This window comes from Streptomyces sp. NPDC006134, from assembly GCF_040628835.1.
Classification (GTDB): Bacteria; Actinomycetota; Actinomycetes; order Streptomycetales; family Streptomycetaceae; genus Streptomyces.
In genome coordinates this window covers 108,239-123,752 of record NZ_JBEXTV010000014.1, presented here as the reverse complement: position 1 = coordinate 123,752, position 15,514 = coordinate 108,239, and the positions used below count along the sequence as shown (strand labels likewise).

The following is a 15,514-nucleotide window of genomic DNA, read 5'->3' as shown; positions in this document are numbered from 1 at the left end:
GTCAACCGCTGTGGACGATCCGCCGGGGCCGCCTGTGGAAGGACGGTGGCGGATCCGCCGAGGGCCGGGTCCGGCCGGGCGGGGATGAGTACCGTTCCCGTTCGAGTGCCGTGAGCGCTGCGCCGGGTTCGAGTGCCGTGAGGGCTGTGCCGGGCGGGCGGGGCGGGCGGGAGCGATGCGGGAACGAGGCGGGATGGACGCGTACGACACGGGCTCGGGCACCCGGCAGGGGCCGGACGGGCCGGGTCGGCGGCCCTCCGCCGGGACGCCTGACGGGGCCGTGGCGGAGGCGGCCGGCACCGGGAAGCCGGCCGCGGTCCCGTCAGGCGCGGGCGCGAGTTCCGCGGAGCCCGCCGAGCCCTGTGCCGGTGTGGCCGCGCTGTCCCCGCGGTACCAGGTCGTCGCCGCGTGCGCGCTCGCGGTGGTCGCGATGGCCGTCTGCGTCCACCTGGGGATGCTGTTCCTGCACGTCGCCCCGCCGAACACGGTCACGAAGCGGCACGGTGACGCGGTCGACGAGTGGATCTACCCCGAGTTCGAGCAGAACTGGAAGCTGTTCGCGCCCGATCCGCTCCAGCAGAACGTCGCCGTCCAGGTCCGCGCCCAGGTGAGCACGGTGGACGGCGAGGTCCGCACGACCGGCTGGTACGACCTGTCCGCCGAGGACGGCCGGGCCATCGACGGCAACCCGCTGCCGAGCCACACCCGGCAGAACATGCTCCGCCGGGCCTGGGACTTCTACCTCGCCACCCACGACTCCGGCGACCGCCCGGCGGGCCTGCGCGGCGCGCTGGCCGAGACGTATCTGCGCCGTATCGCGGTGCTGCGGCTGGAGCGGAACGGCGTGCCCGGGCCGGACGGCACCCTGGAGCGCGTCCAGTTCCGGTCCCGGACCACCGGCGTGCCGCCGCCCGCGTGGAGCCGCGAGAAGGTCTCCGCCGAGCCGTCCCTGCGGGAGCTGCCCTGGTGGTGGGTCCCCGCGGACGAGGCCGGCCGGGGCCGCGCGGTGGAGGGGAGCGCCGGGTGAACCGCCTCGTCCTGGCGCTCTCGCGCGGCATCGCCCACGTCACCGGGTCGGCCCTCGGCCCGTACCAGACCGCCGTGGTCCGCATCGGCTTCGGCGCGACCTGGCTGCTGTTCCTGCTGCGGGAGTTCCCCCACCGCCACGAGCTGTACGGCCCCGACGGCCCGTGGAGCCGGGACCTCGCCGAGCAGCTGATCACGGACAACGGCGCCTTCACGGTGCTGCTGTGGGCGGACGGCCGGGTCTGGTTCGAGGCGGTCTACGCGCTGTCCGCGCTGGCCTCCGTGCTGCTGGTGCTGGGCTGGCGCACCCGCACGACGTCGGTGCTGTTCATGGTGGGCGTGCTGTCGCTGCAGAACCGCAGCGTCTTCGTGGGCGACGGCGGCGACAACGTCCTGCACCTGATGAGCGTCTACCTCGTCTTCACCCGCTGCGGCCGGGTCTGGTCGCTGGACGCGCGGCGGGCGCGGCGCGCGGACGCGGCACGCGCGCGGGGGGAGCGCTTCGGGGACCGGACCGGCCCCGCCCTGTGGGGCGTGCTCGGGTCCGTGCTGCTCGCGGCGGCGCTCGCGGGGCGGCTGGACGGCGACCGGTTCGTCCCGGCGCTGCTGGGCGGCGTGTGGATCGCGCAGGCCCTGTGGTGGCTGGCCGGGCGCCGCGCGCGCGGCGGGGAGCCGCGGATCCTGCTGGACGTCGTCGCCAACGTCGTGCACAACGCCGCCCTGCTCGTGATCATGGCCGAGGCGTGCCTGATCTACGCGACGGCCGGCTGGTACAAGGTCCAGGGCGCGCGCTGGCAGGACGGCACCGCGGTCTACTACCCCCTGCACCTGGACCACTTCTCGCCGTGGCCCGGACTCGTCGGCCTGCTGTCCGCCAGCGGCACGCTGGTCATGCTCCTCACCTACGGCACCGTGATCGCACAGGTCGCCTTCCCGTTCACGCTGTTCGACCGGCGGGTGAAGAACGTCCTGCTGGCCGTCATGATCGCCGAGCACGCCGCGATCGCGGTCGTCCTCGGGCTGCCGTTCTTCTCGCTGGCGATGATCGCGGCCGACGCGGTCTTCCTGCCGACGTCGTTCCTGCGCCGGCTGGGCAGCCGGGCGGCCCGCGCGCGGGAGCGGTTCGTGCGGAGCCCGTTCGCGCGGGGCGGGGACCGTACGGCGGTGCCCGGACAGCGCGGGCGGGAGGATCCGGAGCGGCCGCACGTAGGCTTCACGGCATGACCGACGCCGCCCTGGACGCCCTCACCGCCTGGCGCGCCCTCGCCCCCGCCTCCCCGGTCCTGCTCGACGGCTTCCACGCCCTCAAGCACGCCGTGCGCTTCGGCGCCGAGGTGCCGGTGGCCGTCACCAGCGACCGCGCGGCGGCCCTGGCCCTCGCCGACGAGCTGGCGCCGGACGTCCGGGACGTGCTGGCCGCGCTCCTGACGGAGGTGCCGCACGCCACGTACGCCTCCCTCGTGCCGCGCCCGCACCCCACCGCCGTGGCCGCCCTGGCCGTACGGCCCTCCCGCGACGCGAACCTGCGCGCGCTGGCCCGCACGCCGCGCACCGCGCCCGTCGTCCTCCTCGACCAGCCGCGCAACCTGGGCAACGCGGGGGCCGTCATCCGCCTGGCCGCCGGTTTCGGCGCCACCGGCGTGGTCACCACCGGTCCGCTCGACCCGTGGCACCCCACCGTGGTGCGCGGCGGGGCGGGGCTGCACTTCGCGACCGCCGTGGAGCGGCTGGACGTGGACGAGCTGCCGCCGGGACCGGTGTTCGCGCTCGATCCCGAGGGCGAGGACCTCCGGGGGGTGCGGCTCCCGGACGACGCCGTCCTCGCCTTCGGCTCCGAGCGCAGCGGGCTGTCCGGCGCCCTGCGCGCGCGGGCCGACCGCCTGCTGTCCCTGCCGATGCGCCCCCAGGTCTCCAGCTACAACCTGGCGACCAGCGTCGCCATGACGCTGTACCACTGGAGCGCCACCGGGGGCGCGCCCGCCTGAGCGGTCGTCCGCGTCGAGCGGGCAGGCGCGTCGAGCGGGCAGGCGTACCGAGCGGGTACCCGAGTCGAGCAGGTGTTCGTGCCGGGCGGGCACCCGCGCTCACGCCTCCCGGCGCACCTCCACCACCCGGAAGCGGTTGGCCACGAACGCCGCGTCGCACAGGGCCGCGTTGGCCGCCGGGTTGCCGCCCGAGCCGTGGAAGTCGGAGAAGGCGGCCGTCTGGTTGACGTACACCCCGCCGGTGAGGTTGAGGGAGAGCTGGGCGGCCTCCTCCAGGCAGACCTCCCGCACGGCCCGCTCGACCTCCTCGTCGGTGGTGTACGCGCCGACCGTCATCGCGCCCTTCTCGCGGACGGAGCGGCGCAGCAGCTCCACCGCGTGGGCGGCGGAGTCGACGGCGACGGCGAAGGAGACCGGGCCGAAGCACTCGCTCATGCAGGTGGCCTCGTCGTCGGGCTTGGCGCCGTCCAGCTTGACGATGACGGGCGTGCGCACGACGGCGTCCGGGAAGTCGGGGTGGGGCACCTCGCGGGAGGCCAGGACGACCTCGCCGAAATCGGCGGCGGCCTCCAGGCGGGCCTTGACGTCCGGGTTGACGATCGCGCCGAGCAGGGCGTTCGCGCGCGCGTCGTCGCCGAGGAGGTCCTCGACGGCCCGCGCCAGGTCGGCGGTCACCTCGTCGAAGGTCTTCGGGCCCTGGTCGGTGCGGATGCCGTCGCGGGGGATCAGCAGGTTCTGCGGGGTGGTGCACATCTGGCCGCTGTACAGCGACAGGGAGAAGGCCAGGTTGGCGAGCATGCCCCGGTAGTCGCCGGTCGACTCGACGATCACCGTGTTGACGCCGGCCTTCTCCGTGTGGACCTGCGCTTGGCGGGCGTTGGTCTCCAGCCAGTCGCCGAAGGACGTGGAGCCCGTGTAGTCGATGATCCGGATCTCCGGGCGGGTGGCCAGGGTCTTCGCGATGCCCTCGCCGGGCCGCTCGGCGGCCAGTGCCACCAGGTTCGCGTCGAAGCCGGCTTCCGCGAGCACCTCCCGGGCGGTCCGCACGGTGAGCGCGAGCGGCAGTACCGCGCGCGGGTGGGGCTTGACCAGGACCGCGTTGCCGGTGGCGAGGGAGGCGAACAGGCCCGGATAGCCGTTCCACGTCGGGAAGGTGTTGCAGCCGATCACCAGGGCGATCCCGCGCGGGACCGGTGTGAAGCGCTTGGTGAGCGCCAGCGGGCCGCGCTTGCCCTGCGGCTTGGTCCACTCGGCGGTCTCCGGTGTGCGGGTCTGCTCCGCGTACGCGTACGCCACCGCCTCCAGGCCCCGGTCCTGCGCGTGCGGGCCGCCCGCCTGGAACGCCATCGTGAACGCCTGGCCGGAGGTGTGCATCACCGCGTGCGCGAACGCGTGCGTCCGGTCGTTGATCCGCTTGAGGATCTCCAGGCAGACCGCCGCGCGCAGCTCCGGACCCGCGTCCCGCCACGCCGCCTGCCCCGCCTTCATCGCGGGCAGCAGCACGTCGGCGTCCGCGTGCGGGTAGGTGACGCCGAGCGCGATGCCGTACGGGGAGACCTCGCCGCCCACCCAGTCGTCCGTGCCGGGCTGGCCGAGGTCGAGGCGGGTGCCGAGCAGGGCGTCGAAGGCGGCCTTGCCCGCCGCCGCGTCCAGGCTGCCGTTCTCCCCGTAGGCCTTGGGGTGCTCGGGGTGCGGGGACCAGTACGCGCGCGTGCGGATCGTCTCCAGCGCCTGGTCGAGGGTGGGCCGGTGCCGGGCGATCAGGGCGGGCGCGGTGAGTTCGGCGGCCATGGGGACCAACTCCTCGTCTCAAGGACTGTCTCAAGAGCTCCTCGTCGAGCTCGTGACCTGGGCGGAAACCTGGGCGGGAACAGTCGGACAGAGTTAGAGTAACCGAACGATCGGTCGGGACAAGGGGGACCGCCGCATCTGTGGAAAACCCCGTGCGGGAGGATCGCGCACATGACAGCACTCGACCTCAGCAGCCCCGTGGCAGTCGTCGGCACCGGCACCATGGGCCAGGGCATCGCCCAGGTCGCGCTGGTCGCGGGCCATCCCGTGCGGCTGTACGACGCCGTCCCCGGCCGCGCGCGCGAGGCGGCCGACGCGATCGGCGCCCGCCTCGACCGGCTCGTCGAGAAGGAGCGCCTCACCGGTGCCGACCGGGACGCCGCGCGCGCCCGGCTGCTGCCCGCCGGGAGCCTCGCCGACCTCGCCGACTGCGCCCTGGTCGTCGAGGCGGTGCTCGAACGGCTCGACGTCAAGCAGGAGTTGTTCCGCGAGCTGGAGGACGTCGTCGCCGGTGACTGCCTGCTCGCCACCAACACCTCCTCCCTGTCCGTCACCGCCGTCGGGGGCGCCCTGCGCGCGCCCGGCCGCCTCGTCGGCCTGCACTTCTTCAACCCGGCGCCGCTGATGCCGCTGGTGGAGGTGGTGTCCGGGTTCGCCACCGACGTCGCGTCGGCCACGCGCGCGTACGAGACCGCCCGCGCCTGGGGCAAGACCCCGGTCGCCTGCGCCGACACCCCCGGCTTCATCGTCAACCGCATCGCGCGGCCCTTCTACGCCGAGGCCTTCGCCGTGTACGAGGCCCAGGCCGCCGACCCGGCCACCATCGACGCCGTGCTGCGCGAGTCGGGCGGCTTCCGGATGGGCGCCTTCGAACTGACCGACCTCATCGGCCAGGACGTCAACGAGTCCGTCACGCACTCCGTGTGGCAGTCCTTCTTCCAGGACGTGCGGTTCACGCCCTCGCTCGCCCAGCGCCGCCTGGTCGAGTCCGGCCGCCTCGGCCGCAAGAGCGGGCAGGGCTGGTACGACTACCGGGACGGCGCCGAGCGCCCCGAGCCGCACACCGCGGAGCCGGCCGAGCCGCCCGCGTACGTCGTCGCCGAGGGCGACCTGGGCCCGGCCTCCGAGCTGCTCGCGCTGATCCGCGAGGCGGGCATCGAGGTCCGCGAGGAGGCCGAGGACAACGGCACCCGGCTCGTCCTGCCCGGCGGCGGCCGGCTGGTGCTCGCCGACGGGCAGACCTCCGTGGAGTTCCGGGACGTGGTCTACTTCGACCTCGCGCTCGACTACCGCACGGCGACCCGGATCGCCCTGGCCGCCTCCCAGGACACCTCCCCGGCGACGCTCGCCCAGTCCACCGGCCTGTTCCAGGCGCTGGGCAAGAAGGTCAGCGTCATCGGCGACGTACCCGGCATGATCGTCGCCCGCACGGTCGCGCGGATCGTCGACCTGGCGCTCGACGCCGTCGCCAAGGGCGTGGCCACCGAGGAGGACATCGACACCGCGATGCGCCTGGGCGTCAACTACCCTCTGGGGCCCGTCGAGTGGAGCCGCAGGCTGGGCCGCACCTGGGCGTACGAGCTGCTCGACGAGATGCACGCGTGCGACCCGTCCGGCCGTTACGCGCCGTCCCTCGCGCTGTACCGGTACTCGTACGCCTCCGACAAGCGGGAGGGCAGCAGCTCATGACCACCGCCAAGCGCGACACGTACACCCCGGAGACGCTCCTGTCCGTCGCCGTGCGGGTCTTCAACGAGCGCGGCTACGACGGCACCTCCATGGAGCACCTGTCCAAGGCCGCCGGCATCTCCAAGTCGTCGATCTACCACCACGTCACCGGCAAGGAGGAGCTGCTGCGCCGGGCCGTGAGCCGGGCCCTGGACGAGCTGTTCGGCATCCTCGACGAGGAGCACGCGCGCGTGGGGCGCGCCGTCGAGCGGCTGGAGTACGTCGTACGGCGCATGGTCGAGGTGCTCATAGCCGAACTGCCGTACGTGACCCTGCTGCTGCGGGTGCGCGGCAACACCGGCACCGAGCGGTGGGCGCTGGAGCGGCGGCGCGAGTTCGACCACCGGGTGGCCGAGCTGCTGAAGGCGGCCGCCGCCGAGGGGGACGTGCGCGGCGACGTGGAGGTGCGGCTCGCCACCCGGCTGGTCTTCGGCATGATCAACTCGATCGTGGAGTGGTACCGGCCCGACGGGCGGGGCATGGGCGAGCGCGACGTGGCCGACGCCGTGGTGCGGCTGGTGTTCTCCGGACTGACCAGGGCCTGACGGCGGTGGGCGCCGCCGGGCCGGTCAGCTCTGCGGCTCCAGGTCTTCCTCCTCGAACACCAGCAGTGTGCGGGTGCTGAGCACCTCGGGGATCGCCTGGAGCCGGGTGAGGACCAGCTCGCGCAGGGCCCGGTTGTCGGGGGTGTGCACCAGCAGCAGGACGTCGAAGTCGCCGCCGACCAGGGCGATGTGGGAGGCGCCGGGGAGCTTCCGCAGCCGCTCGCGTACCGTGCGCCAGGAGTTCTGGACGATCTTCAGGGTGATGTACGCGGAGGTGCCGTGCCCCGCGCGTTCGTGGTCGACGCGGGCGCCGAAGCCGCGGATGACGCCGTCCTCGACGAGCCGGTTGATGCGGGCGTAGGCGTTGGCGCGCGAGACGTGGACCCGTTCGGCGACCGACCGTATCGAGGCGCGGCCGTCCGCCTGGAGCATGCGCAGGATGTGCTGGTCGACGGCGTCCAGGGGGCGCGGGGGCGGCAGGGCGGCGGCGGTTTCGGGGGGACCGGCGGCTGTATCGGAGGGCTCGGTAGCGGTCTCGGGGGGTCCGGCGGCGTCCTCCGGGTGTCCGGTGGTGGTTCCGGGAGGTTCGGTGGTGGATCCAGGGCGCTCGGTGGTGGTTCCGGGGGGTTCGGTGGTGGTCTCGGGGCGCTCGGTGGCGGACCTGGAGCATCCGGTGGTGGGCCCGGGGCGCTCGGTGGTGGCCCCGGGGTGTCCGGTGGTGGGCCCGGGGTGTCCGGCCGTGGGCCCGGGGCGTTCGGGAGGACCGGCCATTTGTTCAGCTGCCATGTCCTCCCGCCTCCCTGCCATGGACGTCCTGCGTTCATCTCACGGTGTGCGGAACCGTTTGTCCACAGCCTGAAGGTGCCTGTAGCCAAAATGTGCCGACGACCGAACAATCGGTAGGTGAGGCGCGTCACACCATCCGTGGCGCGCCGCGAAGCCACTCCCACGAGGAGGTGCCGTCATGACGGTCACGGAGCAGCGGGGCGCGTACCGGCCGTCCCCACCGCCCGCCTGGCAACCCCGGACCGATCCCGCGCCGCTGCTGCCCGACCCGGAGCCGTACCGCGTCCTGGGCACCGAGACGGCCGGCAAGGCCGACCCGGAGCTGCTGCGGACGCTGTACGCCCAGCTGGTCCGCGGCCGCCGCTACAACGCGCAGGCCACCGCCCTCACCCGGCAGGGACGCCTCGCCGTCTACCCCTCCAGCACCGGCCAGGAGGCCTGCGAGGTCGCCGCCGCGCTCGTGCTGGAGGAGCGCGACTGGCTCTTCCCGAGCTACCGCGACACCCTCGCCGTCGTCGCCCGCGGCGTCGACCCCGTCCAGGCCCTCACCCTGCTGCGCGGCGACTGGCACACCGGCTACGACCCCTACGAGCACCGGATCGCCCCCCTGTGCACGCCGCTGGCCACCCAGCTGCCGCACGCCGTCGGCCTCGCGCACGCCGCCCGCCTCAAGGGCGACGACGTGGTCGCCCTGGCGATGGTGGGCGACGGCGGCACCAGCGAGGGCGACTTCCACGAGGCGCTGAACTTCGCGGCCGTCTGGCGGGCCCCGGTCGTCTTCCTCGTCCAGAACAACGGCTTCGCGATCTCCGTACCGCTCGCCAAGCAGACCGCGGCCCCGTCGCTGGCCCACAAGGCCGTCGGCTACGGCATGCCCGGCCGCCTGGTCGACGGCAACGACGCCGCGGCCGTGCACGAGGTCCTCGCCGACGCCGTACGGCACGCGCGCGCGGGAGGCGGGCCGACCCTGGTGGAGGCGGTCACCTACCGCGTCGACGCGCACACCAACGCCGACGACGCCACCCGCTACCGCGGTGACGCCGAGGTGGACGCCTGGCGGGAGCACGACCCGATCCTGCTGCTGGAGCGCGAGCTGACCGGGCGCGGCCTGATCGACGAGGCGGGCATCGAGGCGGCGCGGCAGGACGCCGAGTCCCTGGCCGCGGCCCTGCGCGAGCACCTGCACCAGGACCCGGCCCTGGACCCCATGGACCTGTTCGCCCACGTGTACGCCGAGCCCACCCCGCAGCTGAGGGAGCAGCGGGCGCAGCTGCGGGCCGAGCTGGAGGCCGAGGCCGAGGCCGAGGCGGCGCGGCAGCCGGAAGGGGTGCTGCGATGACCACCGTCGCCGTCCGGCCGGCCACCATGGCGCAGGCCCTCACGCGCGCGCTGCGCGACGCCATGGCCGCCGACGACAGCGTCCACGTCCTCGGTGAGGACGTCGGCACGCTCGGCGGTGTCTTCCGGGTCACCGACGGGCTGGCGAAGGAGTTCGGCGAGCACCGCTGCACCGACACGCCGCTGGCGGAGGCCGGCATCCTCGGCACGGCCGTCGGCATGGCGATGTACGGGCTGCGCCCGGTGGTGGAGATGCAGTTCGACGCGTTCGCCTACCCGGCGTTCGAGCAGCTCGTCAGCCATGTCGCCCGGATGCGCAACCGCACGCGCGGGAAGATGCCCCTGCCGCTGACCGTCCGCGTCCCCTACGGCGGCGGCATCGGCGGCGTCGAGCACCACAGCGACTCCTCCGAGGCATATTACATGGCGACCCCGGGGCTCCACGTCGTCACGCCCGCCACCGTCGCCGACGCCTACGGGCTGCTGCGCGCCGCCATCGCCTCCGACGACCCGGTGGTCTTCCTGGAGCCCAAGCGCCTGTACTGGTCGAAGGCGTCCTGGAACCCCGAGGACCCGGCGCCCGTCGAACCGATAGGCCGCGCGGTGGTGCGGCGTTCGGGGTCGAGCGCCACACTCATCACGTACGGGCCGTCGGTGGTCGTCTGCCTGGAGGCGGCCGAGGCGGCCCGGGCCGAGGGCTGGGACCTCGAAGTCGTCGACCTGCGCTCCCTGGTGCCGTTCGACGACGAGACGGTGTGCGCCTCGGTGCGGCGGACGGGACGCGCGGTCGTCGTCCACGAGTCGGGCTCCTTCGGGGGCCCGGGCGGGGAGATCGCGGCCCGGGTCACGGAGCGCTGTTTCCACCACCTGGAGGCGCCGGTGCTGCGGGTGGCCGGGTTCGACGTGCCGTATCCGCCGCCGATGCTGGAGCGCCACCACCTGCCCGGCGTGGACCGGATCCTGGACGCCGTGGGGCGCCTGCAATGGGAGGCCGAGAGCTGATGGCACAGGTGCTGGAGTTCAAGCTCCCCGACCTCGGTGAGGGGCTCACCGAGGCGGAGATCGTGCGCTGGCTGGTCGAGGTCGGCGACGTCGTCGCCGTCGACCAGCCCGTCGTCGAGGTCGAGACGGCCAAGGCGATGGTCGAGGTGCCCTGCCCCTACGGCGGCGTGGTCACGGCCCGCTTCGGCGAGGAGGGCACGGAACTGCCGGTCGGGGCGCCGCTGCTGACGGTGGCCGTCGGCGAGCCCGCGCCGGACCGCCCGGCGCGCGACGCGGCTGCCGAGGGCGCCGCTGCCGTGCCCCTGACCGAGCCCGGGTCCGGGGCCGGGGCCGAGCCCGGGTCCGCGCACGCCGCCGGGGCGCGGGCGGAGGGCGGACGGGCGGGGAGCGCGGAGGCCGGGGTCCCGGCGTCCGGCGACGCGACCGCCGCGGCCTCGGGCGCCGAGGGCGCCACGGACCCGGGTACCGAGGGCTCCGGCAACGTCCTGGTCGGTTACGGCACCTCTGAGGCGCCCGCGCGACGGCGCCGGGTACGGCCGGGGCAGCCGGTCCGCACCGGGTCCGCGGAACCGGCCGGGGCGAACGGCCGGGACCGTACCGACGACCAGGCGGCCGGCCCCGTACCCGTGATCTCGCCGCTGGTCCGCAGGCTGGCCCGGCAGAACGGCCTGGACCTGCGGGAGCTGCCCGGTTCCGGGCCCGACGGGCTGATTCTGCGGGCGGACGTGGAGTACGCGCTGCGGGCCGCCGCGGCGCAGGGCCGTACGGCCGTGACGCCGGCCGGGCCGCACTCGCGCGCGGAGCGGACCCGGGAGGCGGCGGACACGGCACCCGCCCCCGCATCCGCGCCCGCCCCCGCACCGCGGAACGCCGAGGCCGCGCAGGGCCCCGCGCCCCGGGCCGCCGCCCTCACCGCCGACGGCGTCCGCACGCCCCTCAAGGGCGTCCGCGGCGCCGCCGCCGACAAGCTCTCCCGCAGCCGGCGCGAGATACCGGACGCCACCTGCTGGGTGGACGCCGACGCCACCGAACTGATGCGGGCCCGGGCGGCGATGAACGCGGCCGGCGGGCCGAAGATCTCCCTGATCGCCCTGCTGGCCCGGATCTGCGCCGCCGCGCTCGCCCGCTTCCCCGAGCTGAACTCCTCCGTGGACACGGCGGCCAGGGAGGTCGTCCGGTTCGACCACGTGCACCTGGGCTTCGCCGCGCAGACCGACCGGGGCCTGGTCGTCCCCGTCGTACGGGACGCGCACGCGCGGAACGCGGAGTCGCTGACCGCCGAGTTCGCGCGGCTGACCCAGGCGGCCCGCACCGGCACGCTGACGCCCGCGGAGCTCACCGGCGGCACCTTCACCCTGAACAACTACGGTGTGTTCGGCGTGGACGGCTCCACGCCGATCATCAACCACCCCGAGGCCGCCATGCTCGGCGTCGGCCGCATCGCGCCCAAACCCTGGGTACACGAGGGCGAACTGGCCGTGCGGCAGGTGGTCCAGCTGTCGCTCACCTTCGACCACCGGGTGTGCGACGGCGGCACGGCGGGCGGTTTCCTGCGGTACGTGGCGGACTGCGTGGAACAGCCGGCGGTGCTGCTGCGCACTCTGTGAGGGCGCGCGTTCCCCCGCGTTCCCCGTGATCGGTCCGTCCCTCCATACTCGGGGGGTGACCGCGTATCAGCCGCCCGCCGCGTACGACGCCGTCGTGCTCGCGGGCGGGGCCGCCCGACGGCTCCGAGGCGCCGACAAGCCCGGTGTCCGGGTCGGTGGCCGGCCGTTGCTCGACCGGGTGCTGGCCGCCTGCGCCGGTGCGCGCACCACCGTGGTCGTCGCCGGTCCCCGCCCGGTCCCGCGGCCCGTGACCTGGGCGCGCGAGGACCCGCCGGGATCCGGGCCGCTCGCCGCCCTCGACGCCGGGCTGCGGCACACCACGGCGGAGCACGTCCTGGTCCTCTCCGCCGATCTGCCGTTCCTCGCCCGGGCGACGGTCCGCGAGTTGCTGTCCGCTCTCCTGGTGAGCGGCGCCGACGGCGCCCTGCTCACCGACGCCGACGGCCGCGACCAGCCGCTGGTGGCCGCCTACCGCGCCCGCGCGCTGCGCCGCGGACTGGCCGCCCTCGCCGGCGGCCACGGCAGCCTCGCCGGTCTGCCCCTGCGCAGGCTGACCGCCGGGCTCGGTCTCGTACGCCTCGCCGATCCGGTCGCCTCGTTCGACTGCGACACCTGGGACGACATCGCCACCGCAAGGGCACGCATCAGGGAGCATGGGCACGTGCTGGATGAATGGATCTCCGCCGCCAAGGGCGAGCTGGGCATCGACCTCGACGTCGACACCGGCGCGCTGCTCGACCTCGCCCGGGACGCCGCCCACGGCGTCGCCAGGCCGGCGGCACCGCTGACCACGTTCCTCGTCGGCTACGCGGCGGCGCAGGCCGGAGGCGGCCCCCAGGCCGTCGCCGAGGCCGTCCGCAGGGCCGCGGCCCTCGCCCGGCGCTGGGCGGAGGAGGAGACGGAAGGCGAACGGACCGACGCCTCGGGGACGGGCGGGGATGCCTCCGGTGGGGATGCGCCCGGCAGGGATTCCTCCGGCGCGACGCTGTCCGATACCGCTCCGGACGCCGCCCCCGGCGCCCGCCCGGACGCCGGATGACCGCGCACGGCACCAGCACCGGAAAGGCCGCCGAGGACACCGAGGACGCCGAGGGCTTCGACGTCGAGGAGGTGCTCGCCCTGGTGAAGGACGGCCACGAACCCCGGCCGGGGGACCACCTGCCCGCCCCCGCCGACCGCACGGCTGCCCGTACCCGAGCCGGCAAGGACCAGCCCGGCAAGGACCAGCCCGGAAAGGACCGGCCCGGCAAGGACCGGCCCGGCAAGGACCAGGACGGCCGGGGCAAGGACCAGGACGGCCGGGACCACGGTGCCCGGCACCGGCACAAGGCCACCCCCTGGCCCACCGCCCGTGAGGCCGCCGCCCGCGCCGCACGTGCCGCCGCCCGCGCTCGCCCCCGCCCTTCGGTGACCGTGGCCCTGGACGCCGCGCTGGGCCTCACCCTGGCCGAGCCCCTCACCGCCCTGACCGACCTGCCCTCCTTCGACACCTCGGCGATGGACGGCTGGGCGGTGGCCGGTCCCGGCCCCTGGACCGTACGCGACGACGGTGTCCTCGCCGGGCACGCCGGGCACCGGCCGCTCGGCGACGGCGAGGCCGTCCGCATCGCCACCGGCGCCCGCGTCCCCGCGGACACCACCGCCGTGCTGCGCACCGAGCACGGCCGTACCGACGACAAGGGCCGCCTGCACGCCGCACGCGAACGCGCGCTCGTGCCGGGCCAGGACATCCGCCCGCGCGGCCAGGAGTGCCGCACCGGCGAGCGGCTGCTGCCCGCGGGGACGCTCGTGACCCCGGCGGTGCTGGGGCTGGCCGCGGCGGCCGGATACGACGCCCTCACGGCCGTCCCGCGTCCCCGCGTCGACGTCCTGGTCCTGGGCGACGAGCTGCTCACCGAGGGGCTGCCGCACGACGGGCTGATCCGGGACGCGCTCGGCCCGATGCTGCCGCCCTGGCTGCGGGCGCTGGGCGCCGAGGTCACCGCCGTACGCCGGATCGGTGACGACGCCGAGGCGCTGCACACGGCCGTCACCACGTCCGGCGCCGACGTCGTCGTCACCACCGGCGGCACCGCCGCGGGCCCCGTCGACCATCTCCACCCCACCCTGCGCCGCATCGGCGCCGAGCTCCTCGTGGACGGCGTCAAGGTGCGGCCCGGCCACCCCATGCTGCTGGCCCGCACCAGGGAGGACCAGCACCTCGTCGGGCTGCCCGGCAACCCGCTCGCCGCCGTCTCGGGCCTGCTCACGCTCGCCGAGCCGCTGCTGCGGGTCCTCGCCGCGCGCCCGGCCCCGGAGCCGTACGGGCTGCCGCTCCAGGACCCGGTGCAGGGGCATCCGTACGACACCCGGCTCGTGCCCGTCGTCCTGCGCGGTGACCGTGCCGTGCCGCTGCGCTACAACGGCCCGGCCATGCTGCGCGGCATCGCGGCGGCCGACGCCCTGGCCGTGGTGCCCCCGGGCGGCGCGCGGCCGGGCGAGGAGACGGAACTGCTCGACCTGCCCTGGGCCACCGGGGGAATCGGAGTGTGTTTCACGTGAAACTTCCGGGCCAGGACGCGATCGCCCGCCAGGCGGACGAGCACCTCGTGACCCACCGGGTGGCACTCCCGAGAAGAGTGGTGGAGCGGCCCATCCGCCAGGTCGCCAAACGGCTGACCATGGCCTTGCTGGTCCTCGTCGCGACCGCGCTGCTCGTCTACGCCGACCACGACGGCTACAACGACAACTCCGACGGTGCCGTCGACTTCCTCGACGCCTGGTACTACGCGACCGTCACGCTCTCCACCACCGGGTACGGCGACATCACACCCGTCAGTGACAGCGCCCGTCTGACCAACATCTTCGTCATCACGCCGCTGCGCGTGATGTTCCTGATCATCCTCGTCGGCACCACCCTCGAAGTGCTCACCGAACGCACCCGGGAGGAGTGGCGCCTGAACCGCTGGAGGTCCGCGTTGCGCGACCACACCGTCGTGATCGGTTTCGGCACCAAGGGGCGGTCGGCGCTCCAGACCGTCTGCGCCACCGGCCTGAAGAAGGAGCAGGTCGTCGTGGTCGACCCCAGCAGCAAGGTCATCGACGCGGCGAACGCCGACGGGTTCGCGGGCGTGGTCGGCGACGCGACCCGCAGCGACGTCCTGAAGCGGGCCGAGGTGCACAGGGCCCGTCAGATCATCATCGCGACCCAGCGCGACGACACCGCCGTGCTGGTGACGCTGACGGCACGGCAGCTCAACCGCGGGGCGAAGATCGTGGCCGCAGTGCGCGAGGAGGAGAACGCGCCCCTGCTGAAGCAGTCCGGCGCCGATGTCGTGATCACCAGCGCCAGCGCGGCGGGCCGGCTGCTCGGGCTGTCCGTGCTCAGCCCCGCCGCGGGCATGGTCATGGAGGACCTGATCCATCAGGGCAGCGGGCTCGACCTCGTCGAACGCCCGGTCATAAAGGCGGAGGTGGGCAAGAGCCCGCGCGAGGTCGACAGCCTGGTGGTGAGCGTCGTACGGGGGCACCGGGTGCTCGGGTACGACGATCCGGCCGTCGCCCGGCTGGAGCTGACGGACCGGCTGATCACGATCGTACGGGCCACTCCGGGCCGTCAGGTCGCGCCCGACGCCCGCCCGCTGCCGCGCGACTGACAGGGCGGACGCGACGGGCACGGCGGACGCGTCCGGCACGGTGAGCGACGGGCACGGCGGGCAACCGGTAC

General features: G+C 74.7%; 13 protein-coding genes. 11 read left to right on the top strand and 2 right to left on the bottom strand.

The features are described from left to right. Positions 1-193: 193 nt before the first annotated feature. From ABZ340_RS12050 to ABZ340_RS12040, 3 genes are read left to right on the top strand one after another with little or no spacing between them, the layout of a single operon-like run. On the top strand, positions 194-1,027 hold the full coding sequence (locus ABZ340_RS12050; protein WP_358781636.1) for a DUF5819 family protein: 834 nt from the start codon (positions 194-196) through the stop codon (positions 1,025-1,027). After that, complete coding sequence (locus ABZ340_RS12045) at positions 1,024-2,250, top strand: HTTM domain-containing protein (RefSeq protein WP_358781635.1); 1,227 nt, start codon at positions 1,024-1,026, stop codon at positions 2,248-2,250. Before ABZ340_RS12050 ends, ABZ340_RS12045 begins: the two co-directional genes overlap by 4 nt. After that, a complete protein-coding gene (locus tag ABZ340_RS12040) occupies positions 2,247-3,011 on the top strand; it encodes a TrmH family RNA methyltransferase (protein WP_358781634.1) in 765 nt (254 codons plus the stop codon). The genes ABZ340_RS12045 and ABZ340_RS12040 overlap by 4 nt, the downstream gene beginning before the upstream one ends. A gap of 99 nt (positions 3,012-3,110) precedes the next feature. Here the strand turns inward: ABZ340_RS12040 and paaN are convergent, their stop codons facing one another. Then, the gene (paaN, locus tag ABZ340_RS12035; protein ID WP_358781633.1) at positions 3,111-4,802 is read right to left on the bottom strand and encodes a phenylacetic acid degradation protein PaaN; all 1,692 of its coding nucleotides are present in this window, start codon (positions 4,800-4,802) and stop codon (positions 3,111-3,113) included. 171 nt (positions 4,803-4,973) lie between these two features. Between paaN and ABZ340_RS12030 the strand changes: the two genes are divergently transcribed. Further along, positions 4,974-6,491: a 3-hydroxyacyl-CoA dehydrogenase gene (locus ABZ340_RS12030; protein ID WP_358781632.1), complete on the top strand. Its 1,518-nt coding sequence runs from the start codon at positions 4,974-4,976 to the stop codon at positions 6,489-6,491. Continuing rightward, the gene (locus ABZ340_RS12025; protein WP_358781631.1) at positions 6,488-7,075 is read left to right on the top strand and encodes a TetR/AcrR family transcriptional regulator; all 588 of its coding nucleotides are present in this window, start codon (positions 6,488-6,490) and stop codon (positions 7,073-7,075) included. The genes ABZ340_RS12030 and ABZ340_RS12025 overlap by 4 nt, the downstream gene beginning before the upstream one ends. A gap of 24 nt (positions 7,076-7,099) precedes the next feature. On the opposite strand, the gene ABZ340_RS12020 is transcribed toward ABZ340_RS12025, so the two are convergent. Next, positions 7,100-7,555 (bottom strand): Lrp/AsnC family transcriptional regulator, encoded by a 456-nt coding sequence (locus ABZ340_RS12020; protein ID WP_358781664.1) that lies wholly within the window; start codon positions 7,553-7,555, stop codon positions 7,100-7,102. Positions 7,556-8,039: 484 nt separating this feature from the next. Between ABZ340_RS12020 and pdhA the strand changes: the two genes are divergently transcribed. From pdhA to ABZ340_RS11990, 6 genes are read left to right on the top strand one after another with little or no spacing between them, the layout of a single operon-like run. After that, positions 8,040-9,200: a pyruvate dehydrogenase (acetyl-transferring) E1 component subunit alpha gene (gene pdhA, locus ABZ340_RS12015; protein ID WP_358781630.1), complete on the top strand. Its 1,161-nt coding sequence runs from the start codon at positions 8,040-8,042 to the stop codon at positions 9,198-9,200. Further along, positions 9,197-10,201 (top strand): alpha-ketoacid dehydrogenase subunit beta, encoded by a 1,005-nt coding sequence (locus ABZ340_RS12010; protein WP_358781629.1) that lies wholly within the window; start codon positions 9,197-9,199, stop codon positions 10,199-10,201. Before pdhA ends, ABZ340_RS12010 begins: the two co-directional genes overlap by 4 nt. After that, on the top strand, positions 10,201-11,808 hold the full coding sequence (locus ABZ340_RS12005; RefSeq protein ID WP_358781628.1) for a dihydrolipoamide acetyltransferase family protein: 1,608 nt from the start codon (positions 10,201-10,203) through the stop codon (positions 11,806-11,808). Before ABZ340_RS12010 ends, ABZ340_RS12005 begins: the two co-directional genes overlap by 1 nt. Before the next feature lie 55 nt (positions 11,809-11,863). Continuing rightward, positions 11,864-12,847 carry an NTP transferase domain-containing protein gene (locus tag ABZ340_RS12000; RefSeq protein WP_358781627.1) on the top strand — a complete coding sequence of 328 codons (984 nt, stop codon included), beginning with the start codon at positions 11,864-11,866 and terminating at the stop codon, positions 12,845-12,847. Beyond that, positions 12,844-14,349 carry a molybdopterin molybdotransferase MoeA gene (locus ABZ340_RS11995; protein ID WP_358781626.1) on the top strand — a complete coding sequence of 502 codons (1,506 nt, stop codon included), beginning with the start codon at positions 12,844-12,846 and terminating at the stop codon, positions 14,347-14,349. The genes ABZ340_RS12000 and ABZ340_RS11995 overlap by 4 nt, the downstream gene beginning before the upstream one ends. Next, the gene (locus ABZ340_RS11990) at positions 14,346-15,443 is read left to right on the top strand and encodes a potassium channel family protein (RefSeq protein WP_358781625.1); all 1,098 of its coding nucleotides are present in this window, start codon (positions 14,346-14,348) and stop codon (positions 15,441-15,443) included. Before ABZ340_RS11995 ends, ABZ340_RS11990 begins: the two co-directional genes overlap by 4 nt. Positions 15,444-15,514 lie beyond the last annotated feature (71 nt).

What these genes read in the sequence shown, in the direction of transcription:
- ABZ340_RS12010 (WP_358781629.1), top strand. Translation starts at nt 9,197, where the DNA reads ATGACCACCGTCGCCGTCCGGCCGGCCACCATGGCGCAGGCCCTCACG.
- paaN (WP_358781633.1), bottom strand. Translation starts at nt 4,802, where the DNA reads ATGGCCGCCGAACTCACCGCGCCCGCCCTGATCGCCCGGCACCGGCCC.
- ABZ340_RS11995 (WP_358781626.1), top strand. Translation starts at nt 12,844, where the DNA reads ATGACCGCGCACGGCACCAGCACCGGAAAGGCCGCCGAGGACACCGAG.
- pdhA (WP_358781630.1), top strand. Translation starts at nt 8,040, where the DNA reads ATGACGGTCACGGAGCAGCGGGGCGCGTACCGGCCGTCCCCACCGCCC.
- ABZ340_RS12025 (WP_358781631.1), top strand. Translation starts at nt 6,488, where the DNA reads ATGACCACCGCCAAGCGCGACACGTACACCCCGGAGACGCTCCTGTCC.
- ABZ340_RS12040 (WP_358781634.1), top strand. Translation starts at nt 2,247, where the DNA reads ATGACCGACGCCGCCCTGGACGCCCTCACCGCCTGGCGCGCCCTCGCC.
- ABZ340_RS12030 (WP_358781632.1), top strand. Translation starts at nt 4,974, where the DNA reads ATGACAGCACTCGACCTCAGCAGCCCCGTGGCAGTCGTCGGCACCGGC.
- ABZ340_RS12050 (WP_358781636.1), top strand. Translation starts at nt 194, where the DNA reads ATGGACGCGTACGACACGGGCTCGGGCACCCGGCAGGGGCCGGACGGG.
- ABZ340_RS12005 (WP_358781628.1), top strand. Translation starts at nt 10,201, where the DNA reads ATGGCACAGGTGCTGGAGTTCAAGCTCCCCGACCTCGGTGAGGGGCTC.